The 26,120-nt window shown below is 67.9% G+C and carries 26 protein-coding genes; 16 read left to right on the top strand and 10 right to left on the bottom strand.

Annotation, left to right across the window (positions count from 1 at the left end):
• Window positions 1-125 precede the first annotated feature (125 nt).
• Window positions 126-641 (bottom strand): MarR family winged helix-turn-helix transcriptional regulator, encoded by a 516-nt coding sequence (locus ABEU20_RS17080; protein WP_420165583.1) that lies wholly within the window; start codon window positions 639-641, stop codon window positions 126-128.
• A gap of 76 nt (window positions 642-717) precedes the next feature.
• Between ABEU20_RS17080 and ABEU20_RS17085 the strand changes: the two genes are divergently transcribed.
• Window positions 718-2,232 carry an FUSC family protein gene (locus ABEU20_RS17085; RefSeq protein WP_420165584.1) on the top strand — a complete coding sequence of 505 codons (1,515 nt, stop codon included), beginning with the start codon at window positions 718-720 and terminating at the stop codon, window positions 2,230-2,232.
• On the opposite strand, the gene ABEU20_RS17090 is transcribed toward ABEU20_RS17085, so the two are convergent.
• Complete coding sequence (locus ABEU20_RS17090; protein WP_420165947.1) at window positions 2,139-3,986, bottom strand: galactan 5-O-arabinofuranosyltransferase; 1,848 nt, start codon at window positions 3,984-3,986, stop codon at window positions 2,139-2,141. The genes ABEU20_RS17085 and ABEU20_RS17090 overlap by 94 nt on opposite strands.
• Window positions 3,987-4,118: 132 nt before the next feature.
• Here ABEU20_RS17090 and ABEU20_RS17095 point away from each other — a divergent pair, with 132 nt between their 5' ends.
• Window positions 4,119-4,994: an alpha/beta fold hydrolase gene (locus tag ABEU20_RS17095; protein ID WP_420165585.1), complete on the top strand. Its 876-nt coding sequence runs from the start codon at window positions 4,119-4,121 to the stop codon at window positions 4,992-4,994.
• A gap of 67 nt (window positions 4,995-5,061) precedes the next feature.
• On the opposite strand, the gene ABEU20_RS17100 is transcribed toward ABEU20_RS17095, so the two are convergent.
• Entirely contained in the window at window positions 5,062-5,688 is a 627-nt protein-coding gene (locus ABEU20_RS17100; protein WP_420165586.1) for a TetR/AcrR family transcriptional regulator, read from the bottom strand.
• A gap of 96 nt (window positions 5,689-5,784) precedes the next feature.
• Between ABEU20_RS17100 and ABEU20_RS17105 the strand changes: the two genes are divergently transcribed.
• From ABEU20_RS17105 to ABEU20_RS17145, 9 genes are all read left to right on the top strand, one after another.
• A complete protein-coding gene (locus ABEU20_RS17105) occupies window positions 5,785-6,576 on the top strand; it encodes a 3'(2'),5'-bisphosphate nucleotidase CysQ (protein ID WP_420165587.1) in 792 nt (263 codons plus the stop codon).
• Window positions 6,573-7,478 (top strand): sulfate adenylyltransferase subunit CysD, encoded by a 906-nt coding sequence (gene cysD, locus ABEU20_RS17110; RefSeq protein ID WP_420165588.1) that lies wholly within the window; start codon window positions 6,573-6,575, stop codon window positions 7,476-7,478. The genes ABEU20_RS17105 and cysD overlap by 4 nt, the downstream gene beginning before the upstream one ends.
• A complete protein-coding gene (cysN, locus tag ABEU20_RS17115; RefSeq protein WP_420165589.1) occupies window positions 7,478-9,379 on the top strand; it encodes a sulfate adenylyltransferase subunit CysN in 1,902 nt (633 codons plus the stop codon). Before cysD ends, cysN begins: the two co-directional genes overlap by 1 nt.
• Before the next feature lie 66 nt (window positions 9,380-9,445).
• Window positions 9,446-9,805, top strand: a complete 360-nt coding sequence (locus tag ABEU20_RS17120; RefSeq protein WP_420165590.1) for a nuclear transport factor 2 family protein — start codon at window positions 9,446-9,448, stop codon at window positions 9,803-9,805.
• The gene (locus tag ABEU20_RS17125; protein ID WP_420165591.1) at window positions 9,802-10,620 is read left to right on the top strand and encodes an SDR family oxidoreductase; all 819 of its coding nucleotides are present in this window, start codon (window positions 9,802-9,804) and stop codon (window positions 10,618-10,620) included. The genes ABEU20_RS17120 and ABEU20_RS17125 overlap by 4 nt, the downstream gene beginning before the upstream one ends.
• Before the next feature lie 24 nt (window positions 10,621-10,644).
• Window positions 10,645-11,787 carry a sulfotransferase family protein gene (locus ABEU20_RS17130; RefSeq protein WP_420165592.1) on the top strand — a complete coding sequence of 381 codons (1,143 nt, stop codon included), beginning with the start codon at window positions 10,645-10,647 and terminating at the stop codon, window positions 11,785-11,787.
• 26 nt (window positions 11,788-11,813) lie between these two features.
• Window positions 11,814-12,878 (top strand): DUF1214 domain-containing protein, encoded by a 1,065-nt coding sequence (locus tag ABEU20_RS17135; RefSeq protein WP_420165593.1) that lies wholly within the window; start codon window positions 11,814-11,816, stop codon window positions 12,876-12,878.
• Between the two features lie 89 nt (window positions 12,879-12,967).
• Entirely contained in the window at window positions 12,968-14,578 is a 1,611-nt protein-coding gene (locus tag ABEU20_RS17140) for an ABC transporter substrate-binding protein (protein WP_420165594.1), read from the top strand.
• A 156-nt stretch (window positions 14,579-14,734) separates the two neighbouring features.
• A complete protein-coding gene (locus ABEU20_RS17145; protein WP_420165595.1) occupies window positions 14,735-15,019 on the top strand; it encodes a hypothetical protein in 285 nt (94 codons plus the stop codon).
• Between the two features lie 71 nt (window positions 15,020-15,090).
• On the opposite strand, the gene ABEU20_RS17150 is transcribed toward ABEU20_RS17145, so the two are convergent.
• From ABEU20_RS17150 to ABEU20_RS17160, 3 genes are all read right to left on the bottom strand, one after another.
• Window positions 15,091-15,852 (bottom strand): decaprenylphospho-beta-D-erythro-pentofuranosid-2-ulose 2-reductase, encoded by a 762-nt coding sequence (locus ABEU20_RS17150; protein ID WP_420165596.1) that lies wholly within the window; start codon window positions 15,850-15,852, stop codon window positions 15,091-15,093.
• Window positions 15,849-17,273 (bottom strand): FAD-binding oxidoreductase, encoded by a 1,425-nt coding sequence (locus tag ABEU20_RS17155; protein ID WP_420165597.1) that lies wholly within the window; start codon window positions 17,271-17,273, stop codon window positions 15,849-15,851. The genes ABEU20_RS17150 and ABEU20_RS17155 overlap by 4 nt, the downstream gene beginning before the upstream one ends.
• A 171-nt stretch (window positions 17,274-17,444) precedes the next feature.
• Window positions 17,445-18,074: a superoxide dismutase gene (locus ABEU20_RS17160; protein ID WP_420165598.1), complete on the bottom strand. Its 630-nt coding sequence runs from the start codon at window positions 18,072-18,074 to the stop codon at window positions 17,445-17,447.
• A gap of 96 nt (window positions 18,075-18,170) precedes the next feature.
• Between ABEU20_RS17160 and ABEU20_RS17165 the strand changes: the two genes are divergently transcribed.
• A complete protein-coding gene (locus tag ABEU20_RS17165) occupies window positions 18,171-18,638 on the top strand; it encodes a GtrA family protein (RefSeq protein WP_420165599.1) in 468 nt (155 codons plus the stop codon).
• Between the two features lie 88 nt (window positions 18,639-18,726).
• Entirely contained in the window at window positions 18,727-19,578 is an 852-nt protein-coding gene (locus ABEU20_RS17170) for an LLM class F420-dependent oxidoreductase (RefSeq protein ID WP_420165600.1), read from the top strand.
• Here the strand turns inward: ABEU20_RS17170 and ABEU20_RS17175 are convergent, their stop codons facing one another.
• The 4 genes from ABEU20_RS17175 to ABEU20_RS17190 are packed head-to-tail and all read right to left on the bottom strand — an operon-like array spanning window position 19,579 to window position 22,756.
• Window positions 19,579-20,700: a S1C family serine protease gene (locus tag ABEU20_RS17175; protein ID WP_420165601.1), complete on the bottom strand. Its 1,122-nt coding sequence runs from the start codon at window positions 20,698-20,700 to the stop codon at window positions 19,579-19,581. It abuts the gene before it with no gap.
• 4 nt (window positions 20,701-20,704) lie between these two features.
• Window positions 20,705-21,301: a dTDP-4-dehydrorhamnose 3,5-epimerase family protein gene (locus ABEU20_RS17180; protein ID WP_420165602.1), complete on the bottom strand. Its 597-nt coding sequence runs from the start codon at window positions 21,299-21,301 to the stop codon at window positions 20,705-20,707.
• Between the two features lie 2 nt (window positions 21,302-21,303).
• Window positions 21,304-22,179 carry a glucose-1-phosphate thymidylyltransferase RfbA gene (rfbA, locus tag ABEU20_RS17185; protein ID WP_420165603.1) on the bottom strand — a complete coding sequence of 292 codons (876 nt, stop codon included), beginning with the start codon at window positions 22,177-22,179 and terminating at the stop codon, window positions 21,304-21,306.
• Window positions 22,180-22,231: 52 nt separating this feature from the next.
• Window positions 22,232-22,756, bottom strand: coding sequence for a hypothetical protein (locus ABEU20_RS17190; protein WP_420165604.1), 525 nt, complete (start codon window positions 22,754-22,756; stop codon window positions 22,232-22,234).
• A gap of 225 nt (window positions 22,757-22,981) precedes the next feature.
• Here ABEU20_RS17190 and ABEU20_RS17195 point away from each other — a divergent pair, with 225 nt between their 5' ends.
• From ABEU20_RS17195 to ABEU20_RS17205, 3 genes are all read left to right on the top strand, one after another.
• Window positions 22,982-24,367, top strand: a complete 1,386-nt coding sequence (locus ABEU20_RS17195; protein ID WP_420165605.1) for an MFS transporter — start codon at window positions 22,982-22,984, stop codon at window positions 24,365-24,367.
• 31 nt (window positions 24,368-24,398) lie between these two features.
• Window positions 24,399-25,394 carry a dTDP-glucose 4,6-dehydratase gene (rfbB, locus tag ABEU20_RS17200; protein WP_420165606.1) on the top strand — a complete coding sequence of 332 codons (996 nt, stop codon included), beginning with the start codon at window positions 24,399-24,401 and terminating at the stop codon, window positions 25,392-25,394.
• Window positions 25,395-25,509: 115 nt separating this feature from the next.
• Window positions 25,510-26,106, top strand: coding sequence for a pentapeptide repeat-containing protein (locus ABEU20_RS17205; RefSeq protein WP_420165607.1), 597 nt, complete (start codon window positions 25,510-25,512; stop codon window positions 26,104-26,106).
• Window positions 26,107-26,120 lie beyond the last annotated feature (14 nt).

Here is a 26,120-nt window from a genome sequence, read left to right on the forward strand (position 1 = left end):
GGGAGAGTAGGACACCGCCGAACACCCGTTAACCGAAGGCCCCCACCAGTATTGGTGGGGGCCTTCGGCATTTCCGTCCCCTTTTTCAGCGCCGTCGCCGACTGGATCCGGGGCGAGGCGAACGTCTACGGACGTTCGGCGTCGTCGGAGTTCCGGGCGATCCGTCGCAGGAGGCCGGCCAGGACCGCTCGCTCGTCGTCGTCGAGTCCGTGCAGCAACTGCTGATCCCGCTCGACCCGGCGCGGAAATTCCTCGTCGACCATCGCGCGGCCGGCATCCGTCACCCGGAGCAGGACGACGCGACCGTCGCGCTCGAATCGCTGCCTTTCCACGAGTCCCAGCTTCACGAGCCGATCGGCGTGTTTGGTCGTCGCGGCTCCGCTCACCATCGTCACCGCAGTCACTTCGCTGGCACGCAGGGGGCGTTCGCTGCGGGCCAGCGCGCACAGCACCTCGAACTCGGCCCGCGACACCCCGCTGGGGCCCAGGGCCCGGTCGAGTCGGTGCAGTGCCTGCGAGCTGATCCGGGTGATCCGTCCGAGGACCTCGATCGGGGACGTGTCGACGTCCGGATAGGTCGACGCCCACTCCTGTCGGACCTTGTCGATGAAGTCGGGCTCGAAACTGACGGTCGGATCCACTTCCTCATCCTAGCCACGCCCACTTTTCGTTTCATTAGTATTTTACCCGTGAACTAATGCGCGTACACTGGTCGAAGTGACTGAACTCGAGACCTCCGACGCCACTCGACTCGACCACACCCGGGGTGCCCTCGCGCACACCGTGGCGTCGAGCACGTGGCGCCGGGCGTTCGAGTTGCGCGCCGCGGACGCGACGATCGCGCCGGCCATGCGGGTCGGTCTCGCAACGGCGGTCGTGTTCGTCGCGGCCAGCCTCCTCGGCTATCGGGAACTGGCCGGCTTCGCGGCGCTGGGGGCGTTGGCGTCGGCGTTCGGACGCTACGAACCGTATCCGCGTCTGGCGGGCAAGTTGGCGCTCGTGGGTGTCGCGGTCGTCGGCTTCGTCGCCTTCGGCGGTCTGTTGGGTGCGGCGGCGCTACCGTCCGCCGTGCTGATCGGCGTCCTGTCGTTGGCTGCGGGCGTCGCCTCCGTCTTCATGAACGCCTTCCAGCTGACCGGGCCGGGCCCGGTGATCCTCATCTTCGCGGCGACCGGAGCTGCCGGCTACTCGACGTCGTCCAGCGACGTTCTGGCCGTGACGGCGGCCGCTGCGGTGGGCGTCGTGGTCGGGTGGATCGCCGCGATGCTTCCGGGTGTGATCCTGCCGCTCGGCCCGGCGCGGCTCGCGGCGGCCCGGGCACTCGTCGTCGTCGGATCGCTCGAACATCGCGGAGCCGAACGGGTTTCGGCGGCGCGGGCAGCGCTCGGGCGGGCACGTGACGTCCTGGCGGCCAGCGGACACTCGCGGGCACGACGCGGTCACGGCCACGATCTCGCGCTGCTGCTCGATGCCGCCGACGATGCGATCGATGCCTGGGTCGTCGACGGCGACGCCGCCCGTATCCGCGAGATCGCCCGTCACGAGCGGGAACTGCGGAAGGTGAGGCGGTCGGGGCGCCTCGGTGGTGTGGGGGATCGACCGAGCGGTCGCACCGAACTTCCCGTGCCCGCCCGGCTGCTCCAGGTGGCGCGTGCGAATGTTCGCTCGGCCACGCTGCGGCATACCGCGATTCGAGTCGCTGCGGCGTCCGCGGCCGCGGGATGGCTCGCATGGGCGTGCGGGCTCGGGCACCCGCTGTGGGCGTCGATGGGTGCGATCGCCGCGCTGCAGGGCCTCAATTTCACCCACACCGTCCAGCGGGGCATCCAGCGGCTGATCGGGAACATCGGCGGCGCCGTGATCGCGGCTGGGCTCATCGCGGCGTCACTGGGATTCTGGCAGGCCGTGGTCGCGGTCATCGTCCTGCAGACTGCCGCCGAACTCCTGGTGCTGGTGAACTATGCGCTCACGTCGCTCGCCGTGACGCCGATGGCGCTTCTGCTCACGGGGTTCACGTCACCGATCACGCCGGAGGCCGGCATGACCCGCATTCTCGACACCCTCATCGGGGTCGTCGTGGGCGTGATCGTCGCAGCGGTGACGGTCAGCCGGGCCGACCGTCACCACCTCGTCCCGGATCAGCCGACGCGCGTCACGACCGCGAACGGGCCGATCTCGTCGACGGTGAAGCGCGGGTCGTCGAACAGTGCCTTGGGGAACGAGACGCTGTAGCGGCGGACGTTCGGGTCGTTCGGGTACACGTCCTCGGCGAGGCGCAAGGTGTAGCCGTCGGCGCTCTTGCGGAAGACGAACACGTTCGGTGCGCGCCACGGCAGTTCGTCGAGCGCGGCCACGAGCTGGTCGGGTGTCTCGAACTCCGTCCAGCTCTCGATCGCCGCGGAACGTTCCCGGAACTGGGCCAGCGGGTTCGCGTAGTGCGACGTCAGGGCCTGGAACCCGTAGTACGGGTAGAAGCTGAGGAAGCTCGTGTCCGATGTGAGCACGACGGTGTCGCGGCGTTCGCCGGGGCGTCGCTCCAGAATGGTCCGGTCGATGTCGCCGTAGTACGAGGCCGCACCGGGTGAGCGTTGGTCGCCGCGGACGCCGTCGCCGTCCGTGTCGGTGTAGGCGACGGTGATGTCGTTCGACAGCACCTGGGGGATGTTCTGCGCGAAGGCGAACAGGCCGACGAGTCCGACCACGACCATCGATGCCTTCACCCGTGGGTTCTCGCTCGTCGCGAGGAACAGCCAGCGCGCGAAGTCGAAGAAGCCAAACACGCCGGCGGTGCCGAGCAGCAGGATGAGCACCGGTTCGAGGCGGAACGACAGGAGCGTGCCGCCCACCGCGGTGAACGCCATCGACATGAGCGACCACAGGTAGATCGCGACCACACCGATCCCGAGCGCCTGCGCGCGACGCGACGAGGTCACCCGGAACACCAGCCAGATCGTGCCGAGGAGGCACAGCGCCCCGGCGAGGGAGAGCTGGAGCATCGGAAGCGGTAGGCGCGCACCGGCGTCCGGGAGGTAGTGCGTCGCGGTTCCACTGTCGGCAGGGACGCCGTGGAGCGCCTCGAGCAGATACGGCAGCCAGACGGTCAGGGCGATCACGACCGCGATCACCGCGATGACGACCAGCCGTACCAAGGGATCGACCGCACCGCGCCACGAACCCTGCGCGCGGACGGCGAGTCCCGCCGCGACGAGCGCCATGAGCGTGATCGCGAACGCCGAGAGCCCCAGATAGAGCGTGTAGAACGCGGCGGCGACACCCAGGAAGGCGCCGGTGCCGACGACGGCTCCCCAGCCGCCTCGACCCGTCTCGCCGGGTCGGTGCAGTCCGCTCCACGCCAGTACCAGGACCGGCGGGACGAGGACGGCGATCACCGCGCCGTAGGGTTCGGCCGACGCGTACGCGATCACCAGTGCGGCGGTCGCGAGCGCCACGACGACGGCCCGGTCGGCACGAATCAGTTTGGTCCACAACACGAGCGCGAGGACCGCGGCGACGGCGATCGAGGCGATCGCGTACGGCTTGAAGGTCTCCCAGCCGTCCATTCCGAGCAGGTTCGCGACGCGTCCGCCGATCCAGAACCACCCGGCCGGGTAGTAGGGAGGCAGGTCCGCGTACGTCATGTCGTGCAGGGCGGCGGAATCGGTGAGGCGCGTGAGGTATTCGGTGCGGAACTCCTGGTCGACCGAAATGCCGTGCAGGTACAGCTTCGTCGCACTCAGGGGCATGCCGAGCGTCACCGTCACGAATCCGGACAGTCCGGCCCACGACAGCACGGTTGCCGCGCGGGTCCACCGTCGTGCGCGGAAGAGGACGACACACAACGCAAGTACGGCGATCGTGACGACCTGTCCCACCGTCGTGACGGCCTGCGTGACGTTCGACGACGGGAACGCCGGCCACGACACCCGACCGAAGGCGAACAGTCCCACCGCCGCGACGATCGCGGCCACGACGGCCCCGAGGATCATCTCGACAGCGGTTCCGCCGGCCAGCCGGGCAGGGGACACCCGCGACGCTGCGAGGGGGGCTGCACCTGATTGCGACACGGCCCGAGCTTACTTGGGCGCGGGTCCGGGATCGGGCTTCAGTAGGTTCGAGGAATGAGTGACGAGCACGCGCAGGCGCCGCGGTGGTTCCGGGAGGCGCTGGCCGCGCCGGTGGAGATCGGCGAGGTTGCCGTCGACGGCGCCATGATCCGATTCCGGGCCTGGGGCGCGCCGGGGCTGCCGGGCCTCGTGCTCGTGCACGGCGGGGCTGCGCATTCGCGGTGGTGGGACCACATCGGGCCGCAGCTCGCGGGCGATCGTCGCGTCGTCGCTCTCGACCTGAGTGGACACGGCGACAGCGATACCCGCGAGCGCTACTCGCTCGATCAGTGGGCGGACGAGGTGGCGGCGGTGGCGTCGGCGTCGGGCATCGAGGGCGCTCCGGTGGTGGTGGGCCACAGCATGGGCGGCATCGTGTCGTTCGTCGCGGCGCACCTGCACGGCGATCGGCTGGCCGGCGTACAGATCGTCGATTCGCCGATCCGTCAGCGCACGCCCGAGGAGGAGGCCGCCCGCCGGAAGGCCGCCTTCGGGCCCAAGAAGGTCTACCCGACGCGGGAGGAGGCACTCGCCCGGTTCCGGTTCGTGCCGCCGCAGGACGCGGCGGTGCCGTGCGTGCGCGAGCACGTGGCCGAGACGTCGCTCACGGCAGTCGACGGTGGCTGGTCATGGAAGTTCGATCCCACCATGTTCACCCGATCCGGCGGTGACGCGCTGGCGGTCGCGGAGCCGCGCTGCCCCATCGCGTACTTCCGCGCGCAGCACGGCATCGTCCCCGACGAGTTGATGGAGGAGATGCGGGAGCGGTTCGGCCCGTCGGCCATCGTCTCAGAGATCCCCGACGCGGGCCATCACACGATGATCGACCAGCCACTGGCCCTGATCACCGGCATCCGCACGGTCCTCGCCTCCTGGGCCGCCGCCTCCTGACCGCGTTTTGCGCACTTGTCGTCAAGATCCGGCCGTCCGGGGCGCGCCAAGTGCGCAAAGCGCGGGGTCAGGGGGAGGGCTCGGTGCGGGTGATCGCGCGGGTGAGGGCGGCGGCCGAGAACCGGGCGAACTCGTCGGAGTCGAGGTAGGCCGCCCAGTCGTTGACGATGCTGGCGGCCACGCCCTGCATGCCGGACAGCAGAAACGGCAGCACCGCGGTCTCGTCCAGCAGAACGCGACCCTCCTTCGCCGCGGCCTCGGTGAGAGCCTCGAAGACGGTCTCGTCGTAGCGATCTCCGGAATCATGCACCGCGCGAAGTGATTCGCGCCCCGCGTCCGCGGCACGTTCGGCGTCGCGCCACACCTGGGACATGCGTCCGAGACGTCCCCATCGGCGAGCGGACTCGTCGATGATCGCGGCGATCAGCGCGGCCACGCCGCGGTCGCGTGGCAGCGCGGCGACGGCCCGCGTCGACTCGACGATGCTCTCGTCGAGGAGCGCCATGAAGATGTCCTGTTTGTCGGCGAAGTACTGGTAGATGAGGCCGGTGCTCGTTCCGGCCCGCTTCGCGACCGACCGGATCGTCAACGCCGCATACCCGCCCTCGTCCAACAGCGCTGCTGCCGCGTCGAGCGTGCGGCGCCGCCGAGCCTCCGCATCGCCGTAGATCGATCCTCCGCTCGATTCACCCACCGCAACACCGTAGCCGCGTCCCCGTTCCGCCACCAAGAATGAACAATGTTCGTTTTGGGATTGAACATGGTTCATTCTGTGGTTACAGTCACTCCCATGACCACTCGTGCCGTGACCCCCACCACTTCCGACGCCGTCTCCCGGGCCGGGTCGGACGCGCGATCGGCAGTCGAAATTGCCACGGAGGCAGGGAAACTGCTGCTCGAGCTGCGGGAGCGTCTGGCGATGCCCGGTGTCGACGCCGCGGAGATTCGTGCGGCGGGCGACCGGTCGAGCCACGAGTTCATCGTCGGCGCCCTGGCCGAGCGGTTCCCGCGCGACGCGGTGCTCTCCGAGGAGGGTGCCGACGATCTGGCCCGCCTCGGCGCCGAGCGGGTGTGGATCGTCGACCCGCTCGACGGCACCCGCGAGTTCGGGGAAGCCGACCGCGCAGACTGGGCAGTGCACGTCGCCCTGGTCGAACGCGGCACACTCACCGTCGGAGCAGTCGCGATGCCGGCGGCCGGAGTCACGTACTCGACGCTGGACGGTCCGGTCGACCTGCCGCCGCTGCGCGACGTGCCGCGCGTCGTCGTCAGCCGGACCCGACGTCCGGAACCGGTGATGGCGTTGGCCGCCGCGCTGGACGCCGAACTGGTCGAGATGGGCTCGGCCGGCGCGAAGGCGATGGCGGTGGTTCGTGGCGACGTGGACGTCTATGCCCACGCCGGTGGTCAGTACGAGTGGGATTCGGCGGCCCCGGTCGCCGTTGCCCGCGCTGCCGGACTTCATGTTTCACGTATCGACGGGTCCGAACTCGTCTACAACCAGGAGAACCCCTGGTTGCCCGATCTACTGATCTGCCGCCCCGAGTGGGCGGGCAAAGCACTGGAGGTACTTGCACGATGACCCGTGCGCTGACCCACCTCGAGAGACTCGAGGCCGAGAGCATCCACATCATGCGCGAGGCCGTCGCGGGGAGTGAGAACCCTGTGATGCTGTACTCCGTCGGCAAGGACAGCGCAGTGATGCTGCACCTTGCCCGCAAGGCGTTCTACCCGTCTCGCCTGCCGTTCCCGCTGCTCCACGTCGACACCACGTGGAAGTTCCAGGAGATGTACAAGCTCCGCGACGAGTCTGCCGCCGCAGGCGATTTCGATCTGCTCGTCCACCAGAATCCGGAGTGTGTGGAGAAGGGGATCAATCCCTTCACGCACGGCTCGTCGACGCACACCGACATGTGGAAGACCGAGGGGCTCAAGCAGGCCCTCGATCTGCACAAGTTCGACGCGGCGTTCGGCGGCGCGCGCCGTGACGAGGAGAAGTCCCGCGCGAAGGAACGGGTCTTCTCGGTGCGTTCGGCGGAGCACCGCTGGGATCCCAAGCAGCAGCGACCCGAACTGTGGCGGATGTACAACGTCCGACGTTCGCCCGGAGAGACGCTGCGGGTGTTCCCGCTGTCGAACTGGACCGAGCTCGACGTCTGGGAGTACATCCGGCAGGAGGACATTCCGATCGTCCCGCTCTACTTCGCTGCGAAGCGTCCCGTCGTCGAACGGGACGGCACGCTCATCATGGTCGACGACGATCGAATGCCGTTGCGCCCCGGCGAGGTTCCCGAGATGCGCAGTGTGCGCTTCCGGACGCTCGGCTGCTACCCGCTGACCGGCGCCGTCGAGTCGACAGCCGCCACCCTCACCGACGTCATCCAGGAGATGCTGCTGACCACCACGTCCGAGCGTCAGGGACGAGTGATCGACCACGACAGCAGTGCCTCGATGGAGAAGAAGAAGCAGGAAGGGTACTTCTGATGGCCCACGCATCCAATCTGATCGCCGACGACATCGAGCAGTACCTCGAACGCCACGCGACCAAGTCCATGCTGCGCTTCATCACGTGCGGCAGCGTCGACGACGGCAAGTCCACACTGATCGGACGTCTGCTGTACGAATCGAAGCTGGTGTTCGAGGACCAGTTGAGCGCCCTCGAGAGCGATTCGAAGAAGGTCGGCACTCAGGGCGAGGGACTCGACTTCGCCCTCCTGGTCGACGGTCTCGCGGCCGAACGTGAGCAGGGCATCACGATCGACGTCGCCTACCGCTACTTCACCACCGAACGACGCAAGTTCGTCGTCGCCGACACCCCCGGACACGAGCAGTACACGCGCAACATGGTGACCGGTGCCTCGACGGCCGACCTCGCGGTGATCCTCGTCGACGCGCGCAAGGGCGTGCTGACGCAGACCCGTCGGCACTCGTATCTCGTCTCGCTGTTGGGTATCCGGCACGTGGTCCTCGCCGTCAACAAGCTCGACCTCGTCGACTACTCGCAGGAGGTCTTCGAGACCATCGTCGACGAGTACGCGGCGTTCGCCGCGGACATCGGACTGGACCACGTCGTTCCGATCCCCATGTCCGCGTACATGGGTGACAACCTCACCGACCGCAGTCCGAATACACCCTGGTACCAGGGGCCGACACTGATCGATCACCTCGAGACGGTGGAGATCGAGGATGCGGTGCAGACCGCTCCGTTCCGGATGCCCGTGCAGTGGGTGAATCGGCCGGACCTCGACTTCCGAGGCTTCTCGGGCCAGATCGTGAGCGGGGTCGTGCGCCCCGGGGATCGTGTCCGCACGCTGCCGAGCGGGCGCGAATCCACCGTGGAGCGGATCGTGACGATGGACGGGGATCTCGACGAGGCGGTGGCCGGACGGTCCGTCACCATCACCCTCACCGACGAGATCGACGTCAGCCGCGGCGACGTCCTCGCCGGCGTGGACGCGCTCCCGTGCGTGGCCGACCAGTTCGAGGCGCAACTGGTGTGGATGGGCGAGCACGACATGCTGCCCGAGCGTCCGTACGTGTGCCAGATCGGCACGATGACGGTCCAGGCGCGGATCACCCGGCCCAAGTACAAGGTCAACGTCAACACGCTCGAGCAGACCGCCACCAACACTTTGGCACTCAACGAGATCGGCGTCTGCAACATCAGTTTCGACCGGCCGGTGCCGTTCGACCCCTACGTGGACAACCGCGACACAGGCGGCTTCATCCTCATCGACCGGTTGACCAACACGACCGTCGGCGCGGGAATGATCGCGCACTCCCTGCGCCGGTCCGACAACATCCACTGGCAGTCCGTCGACGTGAACGACGAGGCCCGCTCGCTGCTCAAGGGTCATCGCCCGCAGATCGTCTGGTTCACGGGGCTGTCGGGGTCGGGGAAGTCGACCATCGCCAACGCGCTCGAACGTCGGCTGTACGCCCTCGGGTGCCACACCTATCTCCTCGACGGCGACAACGTGAGGCACGGATTGGGCCGCGACCTCGGCTTCACCGAGGCCGATCGGGTGGAGAACATCCGCCGGGTCACCGAGGTGGCCCGATTGATGGCGGACGCCGGCCTGATCGTGCTCGCGTCGTTCATCTCCCCGTTCCGGGCCGAGCGCGATGCCGCCCGCGAACTGATCGGATCCGACCGATTCTGCGAAGTGTTCGTCGACACGCCGATCGAGGTCGCGGAGGAGCGCGACCCGAAGGGGCTCTACCGGAAGGCCCGGCGCGGTGAACTCTCCAACTTCACCGGCGTCGACTCCCCCTACGAGACTCCTGCGTCGCCGGACGTCCGGATCGACACGACCGACCTGGCGCCCGAGCAGGCCGCCGACCGCATCGTCGAGGTGCTCCGCGAACGAGGCGTCATCAGCTGACTCCGAAACGCACTGCACCACAGAGAGTTCTACCGAGTGTTCCACCGAAACATGAAGGAGAGATTCTTGCCGAACCGATCTGAGATCTGCGCAGTGGTGCAGTCGTACGTCGAACACCTGGGCAACCACGACGTCGACAAGCTCGTCGACCTGTTCGCGGAGGGAGCCGTGCAGCACGAACCCCTCGGGGCCAGGACCTACCGGGGCCTCGCGGAGATCCGGGCGTTCGACGAGAAGAACGCGCAGGTTCCGTTCACGGTGACGTTGCTGTCACCGATCACCGTGACCGGGCGGTTCGCCGCGATGCAGTTGCGCGTCCACCGCGAGGGCATTCCGGACTTCGCGTCCACGGATCTCTTCGAGTTCGACGAGAACTGCAAGATCGTGTCGCTCAGTGTGGTGCTGGATCCGGAGGCGCTGGTATGACCGCCGAGACTACTGTGAGCGCGACGCCGAAGCCGCTGCCCATGCTCGAGGACAAGGTCGTCGTGGTGTCGGGAGTCGGCCCCGGGCTGGGGCGTTCGATCGCCGTGCGCAGCGCGCTGGCCGGGGCGAAGGTGGTCCTGGCGGCCCGGACCGAGTCCCGACTGACCGCGGTGGCGGACGAGGTACGCGCGCTGGGCGGCACCGCGCTGTGCGTCCCGACGGACCTCACGGACGGCGAGTCGGTGTCCGCGTTGGCGGACGCCGCACTGTCGGAGTTCGGCAGGGTCGACGCGCTCGTCAACAACGCCTTCGTCCAGCCGCCCCACGAGCGGTTGCTCGACGCGGAGTTCGACTCGGTGCGTCAGGGCATGGACATCAACCTGCTGGCGGCACTCGACCTGACGCGCAAGCTCGCGCCCGCCCTGATCGAGTCCCAGGGCTCGGTGGTCATGATCAACTCGGTGGTGCTGCGCAATCAGCTCCCGAGCATGGGCGCCTACCGCATCATGAAGTCCGGCCTGCTCGCTCTCGCCCGCGGCCTGTCGGTGGAGTTGGGTCCGCTCGGCGTCCGGGTGAATTCGGTTGCTCCGGGCTATATCTGGGCGGACTCCGTCAAGCGGATGTTCGAGAAGCAGGCAGCGGCACGGGACGTTCCGTTCCAGCAGGTCTACGACGAGGTAGCGGCGGACACCGACCTGCGCCGACTGCCCGAACCCGACGACATCGCCAACACCGTGGTGTTCCTGTCGTCCGACTACGCGCGGGCCATCGCCGGCCAGTGCGTCGACGTCAACTGCGGGCACACGCACCACTGACCTACCAACGACAAGGAAACATCGATGACACAGCAGATCGACGGTGTCGGCTCCATCGAGGAGCTGCACGCTGAGGCCCGGCAGGCGACCGGGTACGACGACTTCGGCAGCGATGAATACCTGGAGGGTCTACGCGTCCTCCTCGATTCGTTCGAGAACGAGGCCGATCTGACGCCGCACGGAAAGATCATCGCGCGCAAGATGATCGTCGGCGCCCTCTCCGGGCGGCTGGCCAGCGAGGCCAGGTTCGCGCGGCACCCCGAGCACGTGGACGTCCCGATCGAGCGCCCGATCTTCATGTGCGGTCTGACCCGCACCGGCACCACCGCGCTGCATCGCCTCCTCAGCGCGGACCCGGCCAACCAGGGCGTCGAGATGTGGCTGGCCGAGGCGCCGCAGCCCCGTCCCGCTCGTGAGAGCTGGTCCGAGAACCCCGATTTCCTCCGCTGTGACGCCTTCTACCGGGCGCGTCAGGCGAACGAGGCCGACCTGATGAAGGTGCACTTCATGGGCGCCGAGGAGGTCGAGGAATGCTGGCGACTGCTCCAGCAGACGATGCTGTCGACCTCGTTCGACACCATCGCGTACGTGCCGTCGTACACGGAATGGCTGGCGAAGCAGGACTGGACCGAGACGTATGCCCGGTACAAGAAGAACCTGCAGCTCATCGGTATGAACGATCGTGATCGCCGCTGGGTGCTCAAGAGCCCGAGCCACGTCTTCGCCATCGACGACATCTTGAAGGTCTTCCCGGATGCGCTGTTCGTTCGCACCTTCCGTGACCCGCACACCTCGATGGCGTCGACCTTCAGCCTCGCCGAGCAGGGCGGGCACGGCATGTCGAAGGCCTTCGACCGCAAGACCATCGGACGGACCCAGCTGGATCTGTGGGCGCGCGGGAACGCGAACTTCCACGAGGCCCGGGCGCGCCACAACCCCGAGCAGTTCATCGACATCGACTACCGGGACTTCGTGGCCGACCCGATCGGGACGGCCGAGAAGGTCTACACACAGTTCGCCATGCCGTTCTCCGACGAGGCGCGCCGCGCGATCGCCGATGCCCACGAGGCCAGCCTCGCCGAGCACCGGCGGCCGTCGCACAAGTACTCGCTCGAGGACTTCGGCGTCACTGCCGCCGAGGTCGACGCGAAGTTCGCCATTCACTGACCCATTGCCACGGATAGGAATTCACGATGAACGCCACTTGGGAGAAGTTCTGCAACGACCTGCTCGACGTCGGGGAGATCCTGTCGGACCCGATCGTGCCGCAGGATCCGCTGACGCAGGCTGAGGGCGTGCGTTACCTCTCACGTCTGCTTCGCTACTCGACGATCAACTGCGTCGAGTACACCGATCCGCGCTGGCCCCAGTTCACGTCGGCGCCGAACCCGAACATGATGACGAAGATCGGCGCCGACAACCCGGACAACGTCTACATGCGCGCCAACATCTCCGGCAAGTACACGTATCGGATCACGGGCACCCGCGGCACGGTGCCGCTCGTGACGTTCGGGTCACGGATCAATCGGTACCACATCGACGGCACCATGATGCAGACCGGTGACCTGCATATACACGATCTCGAGGTCGACGAGCACGGTCGGTTCGAGTTCATCGCGAGCTCGGAGAAGCCGGCGGACGGCACCGCCTGGCTGCCGATGGATCCGGAGAGCAACCTCATCTCCGTCCGGCAGACGTACAAGGACCGCCGCAACGAGGTGATCGCCGAACTGTCCATCGAGTGCCTGAATCCCGACGGCGAGTTCGTCCCCCTGGCGCCGGAGGAGATCGGCCAGCGACTGGACAAGGCCATCGGTATGTTCCGTGGCACCGCCGGCACCTTCCTCGAGTGGTCGCGCAAGTTCATGCCGCACGCCAACGAGATCTTCGACTGGGGCCAGGACTACTTCCAGAACGCCGGTGGCGACCCGACGATCTTCTACTTCCACGGCTACTGGAAGCTCGCCGAGGACGAAGCGTGGGTGATCGAAACCGAGATCCCGAACTGCGAGTACTACAACTTCGTGCTCCAGAACTTCTGGGTGGAGTCCCTCGACTACCACCGCTCGAACATCTACATCAACAACCACACCGCCAAGCTCAACGACGACGGAACTCTCACCATCGTCGTCGCGGCCAAGGACCCCGGCTACGGAAACTGGATCAGCACCGACGGTCACGCGGAAGGCACGTGGGCGATGCGGTGGATCAAGGCCGACTCGCATCCCATCCCGACCGCGAAGGTCGTGAAGATCTGAGTCGCAAAGCTTTCCCCACGGTCCGCCCGCGCCGCTCGCCGCGGGCGGGCCGTGCCCACAGGTCGACCGACCCGACAACGGAGGACACCGTGCACAACCCGGCCTTCCGGCCCTCGCGACTGCTGTCGGGCGGCATCACCGCGCTCGCCGTTCTGCTCGCCGGATGTTCGTCCGGGGACGCCGACGCCACGGCAGACGGGACGCAACAGCGGCAGTCGGGCTTCGTCGGCGAACAGGCCGACGACGGCGCACCCGTCGCCGGTGGTTCGCTCACCTTCGGATCCTATTCGCTGCCGACGGTTCTCGATCCGGCGCGAACACAGGCGGCCGCCTCGACGGGCGGGACCGAGATGGCCGCGATCTACGACACCCTGGTCCGTTACGACTCCGAGAACGGAACCTTCGTACCGCAGCTGGCGGAATCGCTCGAGCGTGACGACAGCCTCGAGACCTACACCGTGACACTGCGCCCCGAGACCCGGTTCAGTGACGGGAACGTCCTCGACGCCCCCGCCGTGCGGTGGAGTATCGAACGATTCGTGGCAGCGAAGGCCGATGCGTCCCAGACGTGGACGAGCGTCGTCGACTCGATCGACACCCCTGACGAGCGGACCGTCGTCTTTCGGCTGAAGCGGCCGTGGGGTGATTTCCCCGCCCTGCTCAGCCTGGGTCCGGGGATGATCGTCGGAGCCGGCTCGGAGAAGGACGGGACGTTCTCGCCGGTCGGTGCCGGACCGTTCACCGTGACGAAGTTCGCGCCCCACGAAGAGTTGCTGCTCTCCGGCCGCTCCGACTACGTGGGCGGGAAACCTTTACTGGACGCGGTGCGTTTCGTACCGACTGCAGGAGCTCAGGCCCAGTACGAATCCATGCGCAGCGGCCAGTTCGACATCACCTACATCCTCCGTGACGAACGGGTCATCGATCAGGTCCTCGCCGCCGGGTACACCGGGTATCTCAGCCCCACCGGGCAGAACGGCATCGGTGTGATCAACAGCAGACCGGGCCGGCCGGGCGCGGACCTCCGGGTGCGGCAGGCCGTCGCGTACGGCGTCGACCCCGAGGCGATCAATCAGCGCGCGAATGCCGGACTCGGAACGGCGAGTTCGGAACTCGTGCCGGAAGGTTCGCGGTGGTACAGCGGCGCGGAAGGAATCCCGTTCGACCCTGAACGGGCCCGGCAGCTTCTCGATGCCGCGAAGGCGGACGGCTTCGACGGGCGCATCTCATACCTGACGACCCACGATCCCGGCCAACAGGCGACGGCGCTCACCGTGCAGGCTTCGCTCCAGTCGATCGGATTCGATGTCACCGTCGACTATGCGACGGACACCACCGATCTGGTCCGAAAGGTGTACCGGGACCACGACTTCGACCTCACCAGAGGCGGCGCGCCGATCGGCGAGGAAGCGCCCTTCCTCAATCTCTACGGCAGCATGGGCAGCGACTCCCGCAACAATGCAACCGGATTCGCCGACCCCGAGATGGACCGCCTGCTGCTCGCGGTGCAGACGGCGCCGACGGACGACGACAAGCGGGACGCGATCGGAGACGTCCAGCGGTACGCGAACGAGACCGTGCCCTACGTTCTCTGGGGGCCGGCGGCGGTCCTGACCGCGTGGGAACCGACGGTGCACGGCGTCAAACGCACCGTCACCGACATCATGCTGTTCGACTCGGCGTGGAAGTCCGGGACCTGACTGGATCGGCGGAATGCGGAGGATCGCGCGGGACGAGGCGTAGCGCCGAGACGTCGGGGGTGGGCGAATCGAACCCCTCGGGTGCCTGGTGACGGTCACGGGTGGACGCCACTGTTGTAGGTGTCCACCCGGACCCGACACAGAAGGACCCCTCAGATGATCTCTCGCACCGTAAAGACGCTCGCCGCTTCGCTTCTCGTCGCCGGTGGCGTGATCGGCGCCCAGGCCGCCGTGGCCCACGCCGACATCCGCACCGCTCCCGACGGCACCCAGACGACCGTGTGCGTCTACGACGGCAAGGACTACAGCGTCGGCAGCAAGGTCTACCACCCGGACGGCACCTACCAGACGTGCAAGAGCGACGGCACGTGGCTGCGCGTCAAGTCGGGTACCGGCAACGACATGCGGGCCGTCCCCGCTCAGCCCCGCTCGGCGATGTAGGACCGAGGTACCTCGGAACACGAAGCGGCCCACCACAGTGCACTGTGGCGGGCCGCTTCGTGATGCCGTACCTAGATGGGCAGCTTGCGGAAGATCGCGCGCGGGACGTGCCGCAGCGCCATCATCACGAACCGCCACGGGCCGGGCGTCCAGACGATTTCCTTGCCCTTGTCGGACGCGGCCACCGCGAGCGCGGCGACGTCCTCCTTGTTGACCGTCAGCGGGGCTTCCTTGACGTGCGCGCTGAACTTGGTGCGCACCATGCCCGGTCGCACGACGGTGACCTTGGGGCCGAACGGGGCCAGCGCCTCGCCCAGGCCGAGGTAGAAGCCGTCGAGACCCGCCTTGGTGGAGCCGTAGACGAAGTTGGCGCGCTTGACGCGCTCGCCGGCCACCGACGACATCGCGACGATACGGCCGAAGCCCTGCGCCTTCATCTTCTCGCCGAGCAGCACGCCCACCGAGACGGACGCGGTGTAGTTGACGTTCGCGACCAGCACCGCCTTGCGCTGGTTCTGCCACAGCTCCTCGGCGTCGCCGTCGAGGGCGAACGCGACGATCGCGACGTCCACGTCGCCCTTGGAGAAGGCCTCGTCGATCATCTTCGGGTGGCCCTCGGTGTCGAGCGCGTCGAAGTCGATCAGATCGACCTCCGTGGCCCCCGCGGCCTTCATCTGCGCGACGGCGGCGTCACGGCCCGGATCGTTCGGCAGCGCAGCGAGAATCACGCGCAGCGGCGACTTCTTGAGGTACTCCTCGCAGATCGCGAGCCCGATCTCGGACGTGCCACCGAGGAGCAGCAGGGTCTGGGGATTTCCGACGGCGTTGATCACTGCAGTTCCAACCTTCTGGACATGTCGGAGGCGAAAACGCCTGTGGGGTCGACGGATCGGCGGACCTTGATCCACTCGTTGATACGCGGGTACATCGCGTGGAACGTCTCGGCCGTGGTCCGCGAGTCCTTCGCGGTGTACAGGCGGCCGCCGAACTCGAGCACGCGCTTGTCGAGTTCGGTGACGAACTCGTTCAGGCCCGGCTTGATCCGGAAGTCGACGCAGATGTTCCAGCCTGCCATCGGGAAGCTCAGCGGCGCCTTGTTGCCCTCGCCGAACAGCTTGAAGACGTTGAGGAACGAGTAGTGCCCGGACGACTGGATGTCGCGGATGATCTGCTTGAACTCGCCCACGGCCTCCGGCGGCACCACGAACTGGTACTGCAGGAAACCGTTGGAGCCGTAGGCGCGGTTCCACTCCCCGAACATGTCGAGCGGGTGGTAGAACTGCGTCAGATTCTGGACCTTGCCGCGGTAGTTGCCCGCCTTGCGGAACCAGACCTCGCCGATGGCCGAGAAGTTGAACTTGTTGGCCAGGCCGTTCGGGAAGACGTCCGGGAACGTCAGCAACGTCGGCGCGTCGAACTTCAGCGGGTTCTTCTGCAGCTTCGCGGGCAACTGGTCGAGCTTCGCGAGGCTGCCGCGGGAGATCGCCGCGCGGCCCAGCTTGGGCTCGGGTGCGATAGCGTCGAACCAGGCGCTCGAGTAGTCGTAGTTGTTCTCGCTGCCGTCGCTGTGCAGCGCGATGGTCTCGTCGAGCGTGTGGGTGACGTCGCCGTCGGCGATGAAGTACGCCGTCTCGGTCGGCGTCATCTCGATGGTCGCCTTGAGGATGATGCCCGTCAGACCCATGCCGCCGACGGTGGCCCAGAACAGCTTCGCGTTCCGGCCGGCCGGGGTGAGGGTGCGGATCTGGCCGTCCGCGGTGAGCAGATCCATCGAGCGCACGTGATTGCCGAAGCTGCCCGCGCTGTGATGGTTCTTGCCGTGGATGTCCGACGCGATCGCGCCGCCGATGGTGACCTGGCGGGTGCCCGGCAGCACCGGGACCCACAGGCCGAACGGCAGCGCCGCACGCATCAGCTGATCCAGGTTCACACCGGCGTCCACCGTCACCAGACGGCTGTTGGAGTCGATGGTGTGGATCCGCTTCAGTGCGTTCATGTCGACGACGAGTCCACCGGCGTTCTGCGCCGGGTCACCGTACGAGCGGCCCATGCCGCGCGCGATGACGCCGCGGCGCAGGTGCGACGGCTTGGACTCGTTCTGCTCCGCCACCTGAGCGACCGCCTTGGCGATCAGCTCGACGTCGGGCGTGGACAACACCTGCGCGGTGGTGGGCGCGGTGCGTCCCCATCCGGTGAGGGTGCGGGTCTGCGTGGGGAGCGGCTCGTGAGCCGTCTCTTCTGCTGTCTCGGACATCGGGTACGAGGTTACCTGGCGGTAGTGGACGACCCTCGGAAAGAGTGCGCCGATCCACATCTTCTTTACCCGCGTTTTGCGCACTTATCGCGGCTTTCCGGGGTCGGGAAGCGCGACAAGTGCGCAAAACGCGGGGAGTGGGGGACGGGCGGAGCGCTGACGCGCCTCGGGTCAGGCCGGGACGATGAGTCCGGTGGTCTGGGTGCGTGCCTTGGCGAAGCGGTCGGCGACGTCGGCCCAGTTGACGATGTTCCAGAAGGCGTTGACGTAGTCGCCCTTGACGTTCTGGTAGTCGAGGTAGAAGGCGTGTTCCCACATGTCGAGCATGAGCAGCGGGGTGAGGCCGATGCTGATGTTGCCCTGCTGGTCGTAGAGCTGGACGATGATCAGGCGCTGGCCGATGGAGTCCCAGGCGAGGATGGACCAGCCGGAGCCCTGGATGGCGTTGGCGTTGGCGGAGAAGTGGCTGCGGAAGGCGTCGAAGCTGCCGAACTGGTCGTCGATGGCGGCTGCGAGTTCGCCTTCGGGCTTGTCGCCGCCTTCGGGGCTGAGGTTGTTCCAGAAGACGGTGTGGTTGGTGTGTCCGCCGAGGTGGAAGGCGAGGTTCTTCTCGTGCAGGTTGACCACGGGGGCGAGGGCGTCGGCTTCGCGGAGCTCGGCGAGCTTGTCGAGGGCGGTGTTGGCGCCGGCGACGTAGGCGGCGTGGTGCTTGTCGTGGTGGAGTTCCATGATCTTGCCGGAGATGTGGGGCTCGAGGGCGGCGTAGTCGTACGGCAGATCGGGCAGCGTGTAAACGGTCATGACGTTGATCTTGCAACCTCGAGTGCACTCGAGGTCCAGCCGCGTGTGCGGGACGTCACGCCGGTGCGGTCGGAGCGGGTCGCCTAGTCTCGTTGCGTGTCCGGAAGCCCCCACGCCCACGATCCGCACGCTCCGCTGCCGGTCGAGATCCCCGTCACCGACTCGATCGCCGACGAGTCGCTGGACCTCAAGACGCAGATCGTGCGCTTCGTGCTCACGGGCGGACTGTCGGCGGTCGTCGACTTCGGGCTGTACCTGCTGCTGCTCGCGGTGGGGCTGCCGCTCAACGTCGCGAAGGCGATCAGTTTCATCGCCGGCACCACGACGGCGTACCTGATCAACCGGCGCTGGACGTTCAAGGCCGAGCCGAGTCGAGCTCGGTTCGTTGCCGTCGTCGTCCTGTATGCGATCACGTTCGCCGTGCAGGTGGGACTCAACGGCCTCATGGCCCACGTGTTCCCGGACGAGTGGTGGCGCATCCCGTTGGCGTTCGTGGTCGCGCAGGGCACCGCGACGGTCATCAACTTCATCGTCCAGCGTGCGGTCATCTTCCGGATCCGATAGCTGTCTGGACACCTGTCTGTAGAGTCTTCCGATCCGCGGTGGAACCGGTTACATTTCTTGATACCGACCACCCCGGAGGAGTCAGATCGTGCGCTACGGCATCAGCCTGTTCACCAGTGATCGAGGCATCACTCCCGCGACCGCCGCGCAGGCCGTCGAGAAGTGCGGGTTCGACGCGTTCTACGTGCCCGAACACACCCACATTCCGGTCAACCGGGCGTCGAACCATCCCGGCACCGGCACCGACGCGCTGCCCGACGACCGCTACATGCGCACCCTCGACCCGTGGGTCGCGCTCGGCACCGCCGCATCGGTGACGTCGCGGATCCGGCTCGGCACGTCCGTCGCGCTGCCGCTCGAGCACGACCCCATCACCCTCGCCAAGACCATCGCGTCGCTCGATCACCTGTCCGGCGGCCGCGTCACGTTCGGTGTCGGCTACGGCTGGAACGCCGAGGAGCTGGCCGACCACGGCGTCGATCCGAAGAAGCGCCGCACCGCGCTGCGCGAGTACCTCGAGGCGATGCAGGCGCTGTGGACGCAGGAGGAGGCGTCGTACGAAGGTCAGTTCGTGAAGTTCGGTCCCAGCTGGGCGTGGCCCAAGCCGATCCAGCAACCCCGCCCGCCGGTCCTCGTCGGCGCGGGCGCGTCGGAGAAGACGTTCGGATGGATCGCGCGTTCGGCAGACGGCTGGATCACCACCCCGATCGAGCAGGACATCGAGGACAACGTCACGCTGCTCCGCAAGATCTGGGCCGACGCCGGCCGCACCGGGCAGCCGGAGATCATCGTCCTGGCGGGCAAGCCGGACGCCGACAAGCTCGCCCGATGGCAGGACCTCGGCGTCAGCGAGGCACTGTTCGGCATGCCCGACGCCGACGAGGACCAGGTCGTCACCTACCTGGAGCGTCTGGCCGGAAAGCTCGGCATCGGCGCCTGATCAGCGCGGCGGCCCCTCCGTCAGCACCATCGAGCCCGACCGCTGCGCGCCGGCGGCGTCGACCCACGAGACGTCGACGAGGTCGCCGGGGTGCAGCGCGTTCATCCGGATCGTGAGGTCGGACGCCGTGCGGATGGGGACACCGCCGAACTGCACGATCACGTCGCCGCGTGCCAGCCCCACGCCCTCGGCGGGGGAGCGGTAGCTCACCTGGACGACCTGCGCGCCGGACGGCGTCCCCGCCTGCGGTTCGACGTGATCGCGGACGCCCACACCGAGCTGCGGGGTGGGGCCGATGTGCACCGAATCGGAGGTGCGCCCCGCGAGGATCTGGTCGACCACCTCCATCGCGGAGTCGATGGGGATCGCGTACGACTGCGGGGCGGGCGCGGACGGCTCGTCCCGTTGGACGGCGTTACCCGCACTGCTCACGCCGATCACCTCGCCGAACGCGTTGACGAGCGGGCCGCCGGAGTCGCCGGGCCGGACGTCGGCGTTCACCTCGATGAGCCCGGCGAGCTCGTTGCGGGATCCGTCGGAGGAATTGCGGGTGAGCACCGTGACCCCGAGTCTGGTGACCGCCCCGGGCGCCGACTGCGGGACGCCGCCACCCTCCGCGTTGCCGATCGCGGTCACCGGGTCGCCGACCCGCGCGGTGCGCGACGACCCCAGCGCGGCGGTCGGCAGCGCAGCCCCTCCGGGCAGCCTCAGCACCGCCAGGTCGCGGGAGCTGTCGTAGCCGAGGACCTCGACGGGGTACGCGGCGCCGTCGCGCATGCTCTTCGCCGTGATCTCCTGCCCGCCGTCGATCACGTGGTGGTTCGTCAGGACGACGGCCGCCGACTCCGCGGGGCGCAGCACGATTCCGGTCCCCGCGGTCATCCCGAGCCCCGTGCGCGCCGTGATGGTGACGATCGTCGGGACGACGCGTTCCGAGATCTGCTCCGGCGCCAACGGCACGACCGGAGGGGGCGCCGGCGGGGCGACGACGGATGTCGTGACCTGCGCCGGTGCGGAGGCGTCGGTTGTGCCGTGTTCGAGAGGAATCGCCAGGAGTGCGAGGCCCACCGCGGCGAGCACTGCGATCGCAGCGCTGACGCGGCGCACCCCGAAGGCACTCATCGGCTCACTCGTGGCCCTCCCGGTAGAGGGGCAGCAGGCCGGCGTCGGTGGCCTGCAGCAGCGTCGGCGCCGCCAGGTCCTTGTCGGACAGCGTCCACTGCAGCGGGGTGCCGTCGCGTCCGATCACCGGCCATTCGACCCCGATGCCCGGATCCAGCGGGCTCACCTCGTGCTCGCGATCCGGGTCGTAGCCCGTCGAACACAGGTAGATCACCGTCGCATCGTCCTCGAGCGACAGGAACCCGTGGCCCAGCCCCTCGGAGATGAACACCGCGCGGCGGTCGACGTCGTCGAGCAGTACCGAATCCCACTGCCCGAACGTCGGGGACCCCACCCGCAGGTCGACGACGACGTCGAGGACCGCGCCCCGGACGCACGTGACGTACTTGGCCTGGCCGGGCGGGACGTCGGCGAAGTGGATGCCGCGCAGCACCCCGGCCGCCGACACCGAGCAGTTGGCCTGGGCCAGGTCGAGAGTGCGACCGACGGTCGCGGAGAAGCCGGGCTCCTTGAACCACTCGAGGAACACCCCGCGGTGATCGCCGAACTGTCGGGGCGTGATCTCCCACGCCCCCGGAACCTTCAACTCCCGATAGTCCATGGTCACCATTCTCGGCCGCGGTCGAGCAGCCCCAGCAGGTACGTGCCGTAACCGGACTTGACCAGCGGCTCGGCCCGCGCGCGCAGTTCGTCGTCGGAGATGAAACCCCGTCGCCACGCGACCTCCTCCGGGACGCCGATCTTGAGGCCCTGCCGCTGCTCGATGGTGCGCACGTAGTTCGACGCGTCGAGCAGCGAGTCGAAGGTGCCGGTGTCGAGCCAGGCGGTGCCGCGGGGGAGCACCTCCACCTGCAGCCGGCCGGCCTCGAGGTATGTGCGGTTGACGTCGGTGATCTCGTACTCGCCGCGCGCCGACGGCGTCAGCTCCCGCGCGATCGACACGACGTCGTTGTCGTAGAAGTACAGCCCCGGCACCGCGTAGTTCGACCGCGGCGTCGTGGGCTTCTCCTCGAGCGAGATCGCGGCGCCCGAGTCGTCGAACTCGATGACGCCGTACGCGCCCGGATCGGACACCCAGTACCCGAACACCGCGCCGCCCTTGACGTCGTGGAAGCGGGTCAACGTGGTGCCCAGGCCGGGTCCGTAGAAGATGTTGTCGCCCAACACCAGCGCCACCGAATCCGAGCGGATGTGGTCGGCGCCCAACACGAACGCCTGCGCCAGACCGTTCGGCTCGCGCTGCACCTGGTAGCTCAACGAGATGCCGAACCGGGAGCCGTCGCCCAGCAGATGCTGGAACTGGCCGGCGTCCTGCGGGGTGGTGATGATGAGGATGTCGCGGATCCCGGCCAGCATGAGCGTCGAGAGCGGGTAGTAGATCATCGGCTTGTCGTAGACGGGCACCAGTTGCTTGCTCACACCCAGCGTGATCGGGTGCAGCCGGCTGCCGGTACCGCCAGCCAGAATGATTCCGCGCATGTAGAGCAGTGTTTCACGGGTAGCCGCACGGGCGCGGTGGAGTGTGAAAGACCTAGCTCCTACGCATCTGAATCGCCGCGATCGTCGCAGTCGCACACAGTGCAATCGACGACAACAGGAGCAACCACAGCCCCCATCCGATGTCGGGGCCGATCATCTGCCCGAAGAACTCCTCGTCCTCGGTGGACAGGTTGGCCATGTCGTAGATCGCGACCAGCAGGCAGATAGCGCCGACCGCCGTGCCCGCCCACTGGAGGCCGAATCGCGGTGGCGCGGTCCGAGTGACAAGCACGCCGAGCGCCGCCGCGGCGAGTGCGCCGAGGATCAGCGTGATCACTCCGTCGCCCTCGGTGCCACCCACGCTTATCCCCAGGAACGTCACCCACGGTCCGATGCTGCCGATGATGATGCCGGCGCTTGCGGCGAGAGCGCCGATCAGCATCGGACGGTGCTTCGGCGCGGTGCCCACCGGGGGTCCGTACGTGGGCGGACCTTCCGGCCGCAGGCCCTGCGGCAGCGGTTGCTGCGGGTTCTGGCCCGGCGTCGACGGGTAGCCCTCAGGGCCGGGGTGGGACATGCATCCTCCGTGGTGGGACTGGCGCGGAACGAAGTGGCCACATTATCCGGATACCGGCCGAATGGTTCGCAAATCGGCACAATCGTCGTGATCTCGTCGATCGTGGGAATCGTGGCTGCTCCACCACCTCGTGCCATGCAGAGTCGTGCATGTCCCGTTAGCGTCGAATCGACCGATGACCAAAGCCTGCCCTCTCGCAGCTCCCCGTCTGAAGGGACCGGACGCATGCAGGAATCGACGACGTACGGTCCCGGAGAACGGTCGGCGGCGAGCTCTACCGACGCCGGCCGGGATGTGGATCGTCGCACGTTACGCAAGGCCATCGCCGGTTCGGCGATGGGCAACGCCACCGAGTGGTTCGACTACGGCGTGTACGCCACGACGGCCACCTACCTGACCCAGAACTTCTTCCCGGGGCACCTCGGCTCGATCGGCACGATGCTCGGCTTCGCGGTCTCGTTCGTGCTCCGCCCGTTGGGCGGCATGATCTGGGGTCCGCTGGGCGACCGGCTCGGCCGCAAGGCTGTGCTGGCGACCACGATCCTGCTGATGTCGGGCGCGACCGCGCTGATCGCCGCGATTCCGTCGTACGCGTCGATCGGCATCGCCGCACCGATCCTGTTGATCCTGCTGCGCGTGGTCCAGGGCTTCTCGACCGGCGGCGAGTACGGCGGTGCGGCCACGTTCATGGCCGAGTACGCGCCCGACGACAAGCGCGGCCGGTACGGCAGCTTCCTCGAGTTCGGCACCCTCGGCGGGTTCGCCGCCGGCACCGCCGTGGTGATGCTGTGCGAGCTGATGATCTCCGACGAGGACATGGCGTCGTGGGGCTGGCGGATCCCGTTCCTGATCGCGCTGCCGCTCGGTCTGGTCGGCTGGTTCCTGCGCAGCAAGCTCGACGAGTCGCCAGTGTTCGACGAGGTGGACGCGCAGGGCGACAGCCAGGACTCGATCCTGGGTGGGCTCGCCGATCTGCTGAAGAACTACTGGCGCCCGATCCTGGTGCTGACCGGCATGGTGGTGGCCCTGAACGTGGTCAACTACACGCTGCTCACGTACCAGCCGACGTACCTCGAGTCGACGCTCGGCCTGAGCACGCAGTCGACGACGGTGATCATCCTGGTCGGCGAACTGGTCATGATGGCGTGCATTCCGTTCTTCGGTCGCTGGTCGGACACGCTCGGCCGCAAGCCGATGTGGTGGGGCTCGCTGATCGGATTGCTGATCGCCGCCGTGCCGATGTACTGGCTGATGGCGCAGGGATTCGGGTGGGCGCTGCTCGCGTTCGCGGTGCTCGGCCTGCTCTACCTGCCGCAGCTGGCGACCATCTCCGCGACGTTCCCGGCCATGTTCCCCACCCAGGTCCGCTACGCCGGCTTCGCGATCGGCTACAACGTCTCGACGGCGATCTTCGGCGGCACCGCCCCGCTCGTCAACGACGCGGTCATCCACTCGACGGGCTGGAGCCTGTTCCCGGCGATCTACATGATGGGCGCGTGCGTCATCGGACTGGTCTCGGTGGCCTTCCTCCGCGAGACCGCGGGTGTCTCCCTCCGTGGCACCTCGATTCCGGGCGAGGAAGAGGAGACGCCGGAACCGGTGCGGGCATGAGCGGCCCGCGACCGTCGGTAGTCTCCCCGGTATGAGGCTGCTCGTCACCGGTGGCGCCGGGTTCATCGGTGCCAATTTCGTCCACCAGACCGTCGCGGAACGGCCCGACGTCCGGGTCACGGTGCTCGACGCGCTGACGTACGCCGGAAACCGGGCCTCGCTCGACGCGGTCGCCGACCGGATCGACTTCGTGCACGGCGACATCGCCGACGCCGACACCGTGAACCGTCTGGTGGCCGACTCCGACGCCGTCGTGCACTTCGCGGCCGAGTCGCACAACGACAACTCGCTGGCCGACCCGTGGCCGTTCGTGCGCACCAACGTCGTGGGCACGTTCACGCTGCTGCAGGCGGTCCGCGACCACGACGTCCGCTACCACCACATCTCCACCGACGAGGTGTACGGCGACCTCGAGCTGGGTGACCCCGCCCGGTTCACCGAGGCCACCGCCTACAACCCGTCCAGCCCGTACTCGTCGACCAAGGCGTCGAGCGACATGCTGGTGCGGGCGTGGACGCGGTCGTTCGGGATCCGGGCGACGCTGTCGAACTGCTCCAACAACTACGGCCCGTTCCAGCACGTCGAGAAGTTCGTTCCGCGGCAGATCACCAACCTGCTCGACGGTGTCCGCCCCAAGCTCTACGGGCAGGGACGCAACGTGCGCGACTGGATCCACGTCGACGACCACAACCGGGCCGTCTGGACCGTCCTGGAGAAGGGGCGGATCGGGGAGACGTACCTGATCGGCGCGGACGGCGAGGTCGACAACCGCACCGTGATCGCGATGCTGCTCGAGCTCTTCGGGCGACCCGCCGACGACTTCGAGTTCGTGCCCGACCGGCCCGGCCACGACCTGCGGTACGCGATCGACTCGACCCGGCTGCGCACCGAACTCGGGTGGGAACCCCGGTACCGGGATTTCCGCAGCGGTCTCGAGGCGACCGTGCAGTGGTACCGCGAGCACCCCGAGTGGTGGCGCCCGGCGAAGGCCGCGACCGAGGCCGGATACGCGCGCACCGGGCAGTAGCCGCAGCCTGCGCGAACTCCTCGATCCGGCCACGACGCCGGCGCCCGCGCGGTAGCGTGGCCTGCATTCGCGTCGGGATCTGTCGCTCGGGGGTCGAATCGGAGGGGGCACTCGTATGGGGGCCGGACAGAAGATCAACACTGCGCACGGACGGCGTCACGCCTGCCGGGCACTCGTTGCCGCGGCTGCGCTCGGCGCGGTGGCGCTGGGCTCGGCCGGTACCGCCGCCGCCGACCCGGTCGCGGGTGCGCCGGCATGCGCGCCCTTCCGGGTGGAGGGGCTGCTGGCCAACGTCACCGAGACTGTCGCGCCGGGCCTCGAGCTACCCGTGCCGTGCCAGGACGCGGTCGGGGTCGGCTACGTGGGGCCCGCCGAGATCCAGGCCGGCGCGATCGGCTCGGCCGTCGCCGCCGGGCTTGGCAGCCTGGGGCTGCTCGCCGCGAGCAGCATCGACTGGAACAACATCGGTCCCGACAACACCGGTTCCTTCAACGTCGGATGGGCCAACACCGGCTCCAACAACATCGGATCGGCCAACACCGGATCCGGGAACGTCGGGTCCGCGAACACCGGCTCCGGCAATGTGGGGTCGGCGAACACCGGTTCCGGGAATCTGGGGTCCGCGAACACGGGGTCGTTCACCTACGGCTCGCTCAAGACCGGCATCGGGTCGATCGCCGCGGGTTCGCTCGGGATCGGCACGCTGAGCTGACGGCGGCCGACGCT

Source organism: Rhodococcus parequi, assembly GCF_046042785.1.
Taxonomy (GTDB): Bacteria; Actinomycetota; Actinomycetes; order Mycobacteriales; family Mycobacteriaceae; genus Prescottella; species Prescottella parequi.